Annotated in this window: 8 protein-coding genes; 3 read left to right on the top strand and 5 right to left on the bottom strand. The window is 71.0% G+C overall.

Annotated elements, in window-relative coordinates:
* Positions 1-6: 6 nt before the first annotated feature.
* Positions 7-237 carry a YhfT family protein gene (locus ABD340_RS48070; protein ID WP_425547434.1) on the top strand — a complete coding sequence of 77 codons (231 nt, stop codon included), beginning with the start codon at positions 7-9 and terminating at the stop codon, positions 235-237.
* 21 nt (positions 238-258) lie between these two features.
* Here ABD340_RS48070 and ABD340_RS24820 read toward each other — a convergent pair whose 3' ends face one another.
* On the bottom strand, positions 259-2,499 hold the full coding sequence (locus ABD340_RS24820; protein WP_344592007.1) for an ATP-binding protein: 2,241 nt from the start codon (positions 2,497-2,499) through the stop codon (positions 259-261).
* 435 nt (positions 2,500-2,934) lie between these two features.
* Between ABD340_RS24820 and ABD340_RS24815 the strand changes: the two genes are divergently transcribed.
* On the top strand, positions 2,935-4,296 hold the full coding sequence (locus ABD340_RS24815; RefSeq protein WP_344592005.1) for a purine-cytosine permease family protein: 1,362 nt from the start codon (positions 2,935-2,937) through the stop codon (positions 4,294-4,296).
* Between the two features lie 109 nt (positions 4,297-4,405).
* Positions 4,406-6,412 (top strand): ATP-binding protein, encoded by a 2,007-nt coding sequence (locus ABD340_RS24810; protein ID WP_344592003.1) that lies wholly within the window; start codon positions 4,406-4,408, stop codon positions 6,410-6,412.
* 489 nt (positions 6,413-6,901) lie between these two features.
* Here ABD340_RS24810 and ABD340_RS24805 read toward each other — a convergent pair whose 3' ends face one another.
* The 4 genes from ABD340_RS24805 to ABD340_RS24790 form a co-directional block, all read right to left on the bottom strand.
* Positions 6,902-7,321, bottom strand: coding sequence for a hypothetical protein (locus tag ABD340_RS24805; RefSeq protein WP_344592001.1), 420 nt, complete (start codon positions 7,319-7,321; stop codon positions 6,902-6,904).
* A 761-nt stretch (positions 7,322-8,082) separates the two neighbouring features.
* The gene (gene galK / locus ABD340_RS24800) at positions 8,083-9,171 is read right to left on the bottom strand and encodes a galactokinase (RefSeq protein ID WP_344591999.1); all 1,089 of its coding nucleotides are present in this window, start codon (positions 9,169-9,171) and stop codon (positions 8,083-8,085) included.
* 3 nt (positions 9,172-9,174) lie between these two features.
* A complete protein-coding gene (galT, locus tag ABD340_RS24795; RefSeq protein WP_344591997.1) occupies positions 9,175-10,257 on the bottom strand; it encodes a galactose-1-phosphate uridylyltransferase in 1,083 nt (360 codons plus the stop codon).
* Positions 10,258-10,337: 80 nt separating this feature from the next.
* Positions 10,338-10,577 (bottom strand): hypothetical protein, encoded by a 240-nt coding sequence (locus ABD340_RS24790; protein WP_344591996.1) that lies wholly within the window; start codon positions 10,575-10,577, stop codon positions 10,338-10,340.
* Positions 10,578-10,582 lie beyond the last annotated feature (5 nt).

Here is a 10,582-nt window from a genome sequence, read left to right as displayed (position 1 = left end):
GGACCGGTGACCTGTGTGCCGAGTCGGTCGTGCCGGCGGAACGACGGCGTCCGCCCATTCCTGCTGGACTTCATCCGAGGCAACACCGAGCGCGGCGAAATGACCGCGGTGTCATTCGGCCTGTCGGCCGGGTTCGTCTTCGGGCTCGGCGCCCCGATGGCCGGCCCCGATCTTCGGCGGGGCCTGCGGCGCGATCGTCGTGTTCGAACTGTCGGGGGCCGACAACGCGGCGCATGATCTGCCGGTGGACGCCGTTCGTCACTGCCTGACCGGCTGCTGCCCCACGGCCCAGGCCGCGATCTGGGCCCGGGAGGTAAAGCCGAGCTTGGTCAGGATGTGCTCGACATGGCCTTCCGCCGTGCGCGGGGCGATCACCAGCCGGGCGGCGATCTGCTTGTTGCTCAGGCCCTGGGTGATGAGCTCGGCGATCTGCCATTCCCGGGGGGTCAGGACCGCCGCGGACTCCTCGGTCGCGGCCGGTGCGGGCGGAGCCTCCTCGCCCAGGACCAGGGCCAGCAGCCGGTCGTCCGGCAGCTGCACCCCCCGCTCGTACGCGGTGCGGTAGCCGGCCGGGCCGAGGGCCTCATGCACCCGGGCCTCGCATGCCTCGTGGTAGCGGCGCAGGTAGAGGAAGAGGGCGCCGCCGAAGGAGCGCCACAGCCGGTCCAGGGCGCCGAGCAGCGTGGCGGCCTGCTCGGGGTGCTCGTCCGCGGCGATCCAGGCGAGGACCTCAACGGCGCGGGCGAGGGCGATGGGGTCGTCGAAGGGCAGCGCGAGGCGAATGCTGTCGGTCGCCGCGGCGCGGGCACCGGGGGTATCGCCCTGTCGCCAGTACAGCAGGCTGAGCACCCACAGCATGACCGCCCGGTTGAACCGTTCACCGCGGGCCTCGCACAGGGCCAGCGCCTCCTCGCAGTAGGGCACGCCTGCCGCGGTGTTGCCAGTGAGGGCGGCCAGCACCGCCATCCGGTCCAGGGTGCAGAGGATGCCCAGGTCGTCGCCGGCCGCCCGGTGCAGGGGCAGCGCTTCGCGGTAGCGGGAGTCGGCCTCGGCCAGCTCCCCCGCGCCCATCGCGGCGTAGCCGGTCAGCTGGGCCGCCCAGGCGCCGGCGACCTTGTCGCGGAGCTGACGGGCCAGTTCTTCGCTCTCCTTCAGCAGCGGCCGCGCGGTGTCCAGGTCGCCCTGCATCAGCGCGAGCCAGGCGTCGACCCACAGCGCCATGGCCCGCGTCCGGGTCGGGCGGGTGTCGACCGCGAGGGCCTGGTCCAGCCAGCGGCGCCCCTCGGAGAGGTACCCGGTCACCAGCCAGTAGGAGCGTAGACCCGCGGCCACCCGCAGCACCGTGTCGGCCTGTGCGGGGTCGGCGAGGCAGGACTCCATCGCGACCCGGAGGTTGGCGTGGTCCAGGCGCAGGCGGGTGAACCAGGTCAGCTGGTCCGGTCCGAAGATCGCCTCGCTCACCTGCTGGGCCAGCTGCTGGTAGTAGTCGCGGTGCCGCCGCAGGACGGCGTCCGTCTCACCGGATTCGGCGAGTACGGCCGCGCCGTACTCGCGCAGCGTCTCCAGCATCCGGTAGCGGGTCCACCCCCGGTGCTCCTCGCGGAGCAGAACCGACTTGTCGATCAAGGAGCTGACCAGGTCGAGCACATCCTCGACCGGCACCCCCCGGCCGGAGCACACGGCCGCCGCCGCGTCCAGGTCGAAGCCTCCGCGGAAGACGGACACCCGTGCCCACATCGTCCGCTCCGATGCGGAGCACAGCTGAAAGCTCCAGTCGATGAGCGCCCGCAGCGTCCGCTGCCGCGGCGGCATGTCATGCCATCCCGCGGTCAGCAGGCGATAGCGGTCTCGTAGCCCTTCCCGTAGCTGCCCGAGGGAGAGCACCCGCAGCCGCACCGCGGCCAGCTCGATCGCGAGGGGGATCCCCTCCAACTGCCAGCAGACGTCGCTGACCGTCGCGCAGTTGTCCCGGTCCACTGCGAACCCCGGCTGCACCTGTGCCGCCCGCTCCGTGAAGAGCCGCACGCTGTCGTACCTGGCCACCTGATCGGGCGGCGGGGGACCGTCCCGGTCCGGCAGGGACAGGGGCGGGACCTGCACGATGTGCTCCCCGGTGACCGACAGGGGCTGGCGGCTTGTGGCCAGGATCCGCACGTCATACGTGCCGCGCAGCAGGGTGCCGACCACCTGGGCGCAGGCGTCGAGCAGGTGTTCGCAGTTGTCCAGCACGATCAGCAACTGCTGGCCTTCCAGATGATCCACGAGCGTGAGCGGGTCCCACCGGCCGACCTCGTCCCGCAGCCCCAGCGCCCTGGTGATCGCCTGGACGACCAGCCCGGGTTCCTGCAGCCCGGTCAGGTTGACCAGCCAGACCCCGTCGGCGAAGCCCCTGCGCAGATCCTCGGCCACCTTCAGGGCAAGGCGAGTCTTGCCCACGCCGCCGACCCCTGTCAGGGTCACCAGCCGGTTTGCCGCAAGCAGGTCCTTGACCTGCTTCACCTCCTGCTGACGACCGATGAATGTGGTCCAATGCGCGGGAAGGTTAGTCGGATAGCGCCCCATGCGTGCTGGAGCCATAGCCCCAGCTTACGACCCTGCAGGAGATGGGCAGCGGGCCCGCCGCGCCGCGGCGACAGTACGGCCGGCGCCGCGGGCGGCCATCTGGGGTGGCGAAGATCAGGATCCTCGGCCGGCGCGGTGCGGGGGACTGCCCCCGGACGCCCTGGCGGGCGTCAGGGTCGAGCACCACGGTCACTCGGCGTTATCGTGGACGTGATCGGTGCGGCGCTGTCCGGGCGCGCCGGTCCCGCCGCGGCGGAAGTGCGCGCCACGCACCCCTGTCCGCCGCAGACGAGTCGCCATGGGCCATGACGCAGACCAAGCAGCCTTTCCCACCAACTCCCATACCACCGGTTGCACGGACTGGGAGGTGCTATGTCACCAGCCATCGGTGCCGAGGACTACGCACTCGCGCGCGTCCCGCACGGCGTCCGCTACTCCTGGTGGTCGGTCGCCCTGCAGCGCTTCGGGCAACTGTCCGCGCTCAGCCAGTTCCTTCTGGGGGCCACCCTGGGCTTCGGGATGGGGTTCTGGGGCGCTTTCTGGGCCATCACCCTCGGTGCCGTCATCCTCGAGGTCGTCTCGATCTTCGTCGGGGTGATCGGGGTCCGCGAGGGGATATCCACGTCCATGCTGGCCCGCTGGACCGGTTTCGGCCGCGGTGGCTCGGCCCTGATCGGGCTGGCGATCGGGATCAGCTTGATCGGCTGGTTCGGCGTCCAGACGGCGGTGTCCGCCGAGGGCATGGCCGCCTTGGTCGGCGCCGACTCCGCTGCCGTTCCGATGCTGGCCCTGTTCATGGGCCTGGCCGTGACCGCGATCGTGGTCTTCGGCTTTCACGGAATGGCATGGACCGCCTATCTGACCGTCCCGGCATTCATGATCCTGGTGGCCTGGTCGATCAGCTCCGCGCTGGTCGGGCACTCCCTGGGCGAGCTGGTGTCCTCCGTGCCGCCTGGGCCGCACCTCACCTTCCTGGAAGGGACGACGCTGGTCGCCGGTGGGTTCATCGTCGGCGCCGTGATCACGCCGGACATGACCCGCTATAACCGCGGCCCGGCCGACGTGGTGAAGCAGACGGTGCTGGGCATCACGCTCGGCGAGTACATCTTCGGCCTGTCCGGGGTCCTGCTGGCGCACGCGTTCCGTACCGACAACGTCATCTCGATCGTGACCTCGTCGGTGGGGTGGGTCGGGGTCCTGATCATCATCCTGGGCACGCTCAAGATCAACGACTGGAACCTGTACTCGTCCGGGCTCGGCCTGGTGAACATCGTCGGCCTGGTCTTCGGCCGCCGCGTTCCGCGGGTACCGGCCACGCTCGTCGTCGGTATCGCCGGCTCGACGCTGGCCGCGGGCGGCATCCTCGAGCGTTTCACCGACTTCCTGATCCTGCTCGGCGTGGCCTTCCCGCCGATCCCCGGGATAATGATCGCCGAGTACTTCATCGTGCGTCGCTGGCGAGGCCAGCTGGAGACCAGCCGGGCCGCCGGAAGGCCGCCGTCGACGGTGCCCACCTGGGTGCCGGTGACCCTGGTGATCTGGGCCGTCTCCACGGTCACCGCCAAATACGTCACCCTCGGGATAAGCAGCGTCAACGCCCTGCTGCTCGCGTTCGTCCTCTACCTCGTCGCCGGCCGGCTGGGCCTGGTACAGGGCATCGGGACGAGCGTCACCGAGACCGCGCGGGAGCCGGCGTCCGAGCCGGGCCGGCTGACCGAGCCGGGTGACGGGTGAGGAGTGATGGAGTGAGGAGTAGGGCCGAGCGATCCGCTGAGGGGGCGACCTGACCGCCGAGGGATCCAGCTTCATCGGGCGCAGGCGCGAGGTGTCCGAGGTCAGGAGGATGCTCTCCAGGGGCCGACTGCTGACCTTGACCGGCGCGGGCGGGGTCGGCAAGTCCCGGCTGGCGCTGCGGGTGGTCGAGACCGTGCGGGGCAGGTTCGCGGACGGCGTGCGGCTGGTCGAGCTGGCCACCTTGGCGGACGGCGAACTGCTGGAGCCGACGGTGGCCGCGTCGCTGGGGCTGCACGACGCGGGACCGCGCCCGATGGCCCTGCTGCTGGACTACCTGGCGGACAAGCGGATGCTGCTGGTGCTGGACAACTGCGAGCACCTGCTCGAGGCGTGCGCGGCCCTGGCGGAGGGGCTGCTGCGCGGCGCCCCGCGGCTGCGGATCTTGGCCACCAGCCAGCAGACCCTGGGGGTGTACGGGGAACAGGTACTGTCCGTGCCGCCGCTGTCGGTCCCCGACCCCGACCGGGGGGTGCGTCCCATCGCCCGCCACGAGGCGGTGCGGCTGCTGGTGGAGCGGGCCGCCCGGGTCAGGCCCGGCTTCACCGTGGACGCCGGCAACGCCTCGAGCCTGGCCCGGCTGACCCAGCGCCTGGACGGCATCCCGCTGGCCCTGGAGCTGGCCGCGGTACGGATGGGGACCACCCCCGAGGATCAGCTCCTGCAGGATCTCGACGAGCGGTTCGAGGCGCTGACCGGTGGCGGCCCCGCGGCCCTGCCCCGCCACCAGACGCTCCGGGCGACCATGGACTGGAGCTTTGGCCTGTGCTCACCGGCGGAGCAGCGGATGTGGGGCCGGCTGTCGATATTCGCCGGCGGCATAGACCTGGAAGCCGCCGAGGCGGTCTGCTCCGGGGAGGGCATCGCGGCCGCGGACATCCTCGACCTGATGGCCGGTCTGGTGGACAAGTCGGTTCTGTTCGGCGAGCGACGGGCAGAGGCCATGCGGTACCGCATGCTGGGCACCATCCGGGCGTACGGCCGCGAGCGGTTGACCCCTGGCGACGAGCGGGCGTTGGGCCGGCGGTACTGGGACTACTACCGGGTCCTGGTCGAGCGGAACCAGCCGGACCAGATCGTTGCGGACCAGCTCGAGCGGTACCGGACGCTGCAGCGGGAACTTCCCAACATCCGGGTGGCCCTCGACCTGGGCCTGCACGGGCCGGGTACCGCGGCTCAGGCGCTGGAGCTGGCGTCCTCGCTGCGGGGCTACTGGATCCTCGCCGGCTCCCTCACCGAGGGGCGGCACTGGCTGGAGCGCGGCCTCGAGCTGGCCCGGCAACCGAGCACCGCGCGCGCGGCGGGCCTGTGGGTCGACAGCCTGCTCGCCCTCCTGCAGGGCGATCTCGCGGCGGCGACGCCACGACTGGAGGAGTGCCGCGACCTCGCCCGGCGGCTGGGGGACGAGTCGGCTCTGGCGTATGCGATCGAGACCTCGGGGATCGCGGCCTGGTCCGCCGGTGACGGCCGGCGCGGGCTCGCCCTGCTGGAGGATTCCCTCGCCCGGCACCGGGCCCTGGGCGACGTCGATGCCGCGGCCATCAACTGCTACTACCTCGCCGCGTACGGCTCGATCGAGGACGTAGGCCGCGCCGCCGCCTACGGCGAGGAGTTCCTGGCCCTGTGCGAGACCCGCCATGCGCGGGTATCCCGCGGTTACGGCCTGTTCGCGCTGGGCATCGCCGCATGGCATCGCGGCGACTGGCGACGAGCCGAGAGCCTGGTCCGCGAAGCCGCCCGGCTGCGCGTCGCGTTCGACGACAGGTGGGGTCTCACCCAGTGCCTGGAGGTTCTGGCCTGGACCGCCGGAGCGCGCGGGCGGCACGAGCGGGCGGCCCGGATCCTCGGCGCGGCCAACGCGCTCTGGCTGGTGAGCGACGCCTCGCCGACCCGGCTGCGGCACCACCGGCAGTCGCACGAGCACTGCGAGGCCCAGGCCCGCCAGGCGCTGGGCGACCGCGCCTTCGCGGCCGTCTTCCGCTCCGGCGCCAGGCTGGAACTCGGCCGTGCGGTCACGTACGCGGTGCAGGACGACGGGGAGGCTGGCGCAACCCCGTGACCAAAGGCCGCGCCAGTCGAGGGAACCTCGCCGGGGAACGGCGGTGTGCTTGCCGAAAAGTGCGTCCGTACAGGTGAGAGGTATAGAACCTGATGAGTCCCGGCGCTGGGCTTGGGCAGTCGCGGGACAGGCCACGACACCGCCGTCGGTGCGGGATGATGGGCCGCCGTGCTGCTGCGACTGGCCTATTTGACCGTCGTTCGCGGTGCTGCGTCTACTTCCGATGACCGATCGGGAGAAGGACGCCGAGATTTCGGTGTTGCGGCATCAGATCACCGTGCTGGAGCGCCGACTGGGCGGCGAACGGGTGCGGTGCACTGCTCCGGATCGAGCACTGCTCGCGGCGCTGCCGCACCGGTTATCTCCTGGCGCACTGAGGCGGATGTGGCTCCTGGTACGACCGGGCACCCGCAGCTCAAGACTAGGGGCGCCAGATTCATTACGCAGGGTCTGGACGGGGCAGACTCGGGCGGTCTGAGGTCTGGTCGATCAGGGGCGTGGTTGCTTGATGTCAAGGGTCTGTTGGATCGCCACCCAGTCGATCACATTTCCCTGGAAACTCATCGACCCGGCGATCGCCAGAACGATTCGCAGCCCGCGGCGGGCGGTGAAACTGCGATGGGTGAGCAGCCGATGTAACCCGACCGTGACGCCCAGGGCTGTGAGGGTGTAGAAGGTCAGGGTCAGCAAGAGATCGGTGAGAGTGACCGCGCGCTCCCAGCCCACCCACACCGCGGCGGCCAGTCCGATCAGCAGCGTCACCACAATGACGCCGGTCAGCACGACCTGGATTCGTCGTAAGCGCGTTCCGACACACAGCGAGGCGCCGGCGGCGCTGGGGAAGGCACCGCCGTCGTAGCGGCGAGCGGGTGCTCTGGGGCGGGGGAGGGCGATCTGGTCGATGCTCATGTGCCCTCGTTGATGACTGGCCCGGGGTCTTGCCCCCAGGACCCACCGGCGCGGGCACCTCAGAGGCAGTCCGGCCATCACTTACCGGGGAAACCGGCGAACCACGCAAGACCCATCATCCGCGCAGATGACCAGGTACGCCAACACCAGCAAGAGCCGGATCCCCAAAGCCGACCATCGGTGGTCCCAGGGCGGCAGGCCATCTGCTCTGGTGATGGGTCTTGCTCAGGTCGCCTGTTTCCCGACCAGGCGGCACGGGCTTGACTGCAAGACGCAGGGAGGCCGCGGGCACCTCGACGTGGCCGGCCGAAAGATCGGTACTCCGGGAGGACGCGCTCATGTACTTCGGAATCGGAACGATTGCTGTCGTCATCATCATCGTCGTGGTCGTTCTGATGCTCCGCCGTCGCTGAGCTGCGATCCAGAGCCCGCGAGCCCGGCGGGCAACCTCCTGCATCGACACCGGATCAGGGCAAGTCATGGGCGCCTTTAGTGACCAGCCGGGTTCGGTCGGGGTCCACGCCGCACGCGCCCATCTGACGCCTCTCTACGCCACCGGGTGTGGAGGCGTTCTTGTGGGAGGCCAGGCAGCGTGGCGATGCCCCAGGGGGCGGCGATGCGTCCGAGGTCGCGAGCTCTGACCGTGGCCTTGAGTCCCAGGTCGCCGAGCTCGTAGTGCGCCTCGATCTCGAACGGGTAGCCGGTCAGTGACGACAGCGCGGACGGGCCATCCGCCAGAAGGTGCTCATCACCCCCGAGGCTCACCGGTCCCTCCCCGCACCACGTGACGGTCGGGCGACACGGAACGCGGGCTTGGCGAACCCGCGTCGCCGGAACGAGTCCTCCACGGCGGCCTCGACGGATCTCCGGTCGGCCTTCTCGACCAGTGCGATCACCGACCCACCGAAGCCGCCGCCGATCATCCGGGCGCCCAGCGCACCGGCGGCGAGAGCGGCCTCGACGGCCACGTCGAGCTCGGCGACGGTGACTTCGTAGTCGTCGCGGAGCGAGGCGTGCGAGGTGGTGAGCAACGGGCCGATCTCCCGCACCCGTCCCTCGCGGAGCAGCTCGACGGCGTCGAGGACCCTTGCGTTCTCGCGCACGACGTGTCGGACCCGTCGTACGGCCACCGGGTCGGTGAGGCGGGCGAGGGCGTCGTCGAGGTCGGCCACGTCGCGGAGGTCCTTGGTCCCGAGGGCTGCTGACGCCTCGCGGCAGGTCCTGCGGCGGGCGCCGTACTCGCCGTCGGCGTGCCGGTGCCGTGACCGGGTGTCGACAACGATGAGATCGAGCCCGCTGGACGCGAACTCGCACGGCACCGGCTCGGCGGTCAGGTGACGCGCGTCGACGAGGATCGCCCGGTCGGCCTCGCCGTAGAGGGAGGCCATCTGGTCCAGGACCCCGGTGGGGGCGCCGACGTACTCGTTCTCCGCGTGCTGCACGAGACGGACCAGCTGGGCGCGGCCCAGGTTGAGGTCGTGCAGGCCGACCAGGGCCAGCGCGACGGCGCACTCGAGCGAGTGCGACGAGGACAGGCCCGCACCGTGCGGCACGGCGCTGTGGATACGAAGGTCGGCTCCGGCCAGAGCGGCCCCCGATCGGGCCAGCGCCCACGCCACGCCGGCGACATGGGCGCCCCAGCCGGTGACCTCGCCGGGGGTGGTTGCGACGGGGAACTCCACCTTGCCGTGCCCGTCGGACGCCGCCGTGATGCGGCCGTCGTCGCGGAGCCGGGCGTGCACGACGGTGCGCTGGGCGAGAGCGAAGGGCAGGGCGAAGCCACCGCTGTAGTCGGTGTGCTCGCCGATGATGTTCACCCGCCCGGGCGCGGACCACGTTCCCGTGCGCACGGCTCAGAGCTCGCGCAGGCGGCGGGCTACCTGCTCGGGGAGGGCGTCGGTGACGAAGGCGCCCATCCCCGCCTCGGAGCCGGCGAGGTATTTCAGCTTGTCCGCAGAGCGCCGTATCGAGAAGAGCTGCGCGTGCAGGTAACCGAGGTCGTCATGGTCGTCGACCGGCCCCTGGTGCCATGCCGCGATGTAGGGCAACGCCATGTCGAACATCCGGTCGAGGCGCGCGAGCAGATCCAGGTAGATCACTACCAGTGCGTCGCGCTCCGCGTCGTCGAGGTCGGGGATGGACTTCACCCTGCGGCGGGGGTAGAGGTGGACCTCCAGCGGCCAGCGGGCCGCCGCCGGCACGAACGCCACCCAGTGCTCGTTCTCGGCGACGACCCGGATGCCCGACCGGCATTCGGCGTCGAGCACGTCGGTGTGCAGGTCTCCGCCGGTACGCCGGCGATGGTGCGCGGCCGCCTGGAGCATGCGTGAGGTCCGCGGCGTCGTGAACGGGTAGGCGTAGATCTGGCCGTGCGGGTGGGACAGGGTCACGCCGATCTCCTCTCCGCGGCTCTCGAAGCAGAACACCTGCTCGACGCCCTCGACGCGGGACAGCGTCACCGTGCGGTCCGCCCACACGTCGACCACCAGCCGTGCGTGGCCGGGCGTGAGGTCGGCGAACCTCCGGGAGTGATCACTGGAGAAGCAGACCACCTCGCAGCGCCCCACGGCCGGGCGGACCTCGACCAGTGGGTGGTCGCCACCGGCGCCGTCCAGTGCCGCGCCGGTCGAGAGGCTCGGGAAGCGGTTCTCGAAGACCACGACGTCGTAGTCGTCCGCGGGGATCTCCGTCCGGCGCCCGTTCACCGAAGGGCACAACGGACACTCATCGGTCGGAGGGAGGAACGTGCGGTCCTGCCGGTGCGACGCCATCATGACCCACTCCTCGAGCAACGGGTCCCAGCGCATCTGTGCGGTCGTGCTCACCGGCGGCAGCGACCGCGTGTCGATCTTTCGCTGCCCTGCGTCGGCGCCGAGGTCGAAGTAGATCAGCTCTCGTCCGTCGGCAAGCGTCGTGGCGGTCTTGTTCGGCGTCATGGCTCCTCGCGATGCGTTGTAGTAACTGGGGCTCACGGTCACCGGCCCATAACCTCGGCTGCGCGGCCGATCCACGAGTCTCATGGGGTTCGGCCGAGGTCGCCGGGCAGCGCACCGGTGAGAAGCAGGGCGAGGGCCACGACGAGCAGCGCGGCGAGGGCGCCGCCGATCCCCAGTCCCGGTAGCGCCGAACCGAGCCGCAGGGCCCGCTCACCTGGTCGCCCACGCGAACCAGGCCGCGCCGCCAGCGTGAAGACGGCCGCCGCGGCCGGCCGCGAGCCTCCGTGCAGTACGACCGTTGCCGGAAACCTCGTTCGCATCAGCG

Origin of the sequence: Actinomadura vinacea (assembly GCF_039532545.1) — a bacterium.
GTDB lineage: Bacteria > Actinomycetota > Actinomycetes > Streptosporangiales > Streptosporangiaceae > Spirillospora > Spirillospora vinacea.
Note: the sequence above shows the minus strand (reverse complement) of the source record. Positions and strands in the feature narration are given on the sequence as shown.

Bases quoted from the DNA above. Each gene is read 5' to 3' on its own strand.
- ABD340_RS24815 (WP_344592005.1), top strand. From the start codon at position 2,935: ATGTCACCAGCCATCGGTGCCGAGGACTACGCACTCGCGCGCGTCCCG.
- ABD340_RS24810 (WP_344592003.1), top strand. From the start codon at position 4,406: ATGCTCTCCAGGGGCCGACTGCTGACCTTGACCGGCGCGGGCGGGGTC.
- ABD340_RS24805 (WP_344592001.1), bottom strand. From the start codon at position 7,321: ATGAGCATCGACCAGATCGCCCTCCCCCGCCCCAGAGCACCCGCTCGC.
- galT (WP_344591997.1), bottom strand. From the start codon at position 10,257: ATGACGCCGAACAAGACCGCCACGACGCTTGCCGACGGACGAGAGCTG.
- ABD340_RS24790 (WP_344591996.1), bottom strand. From the start codon at position 10,577: ATGCGAACGAGGTTTCCGGCAACGGTCGTACTGCACGGAGGCTCGCGG.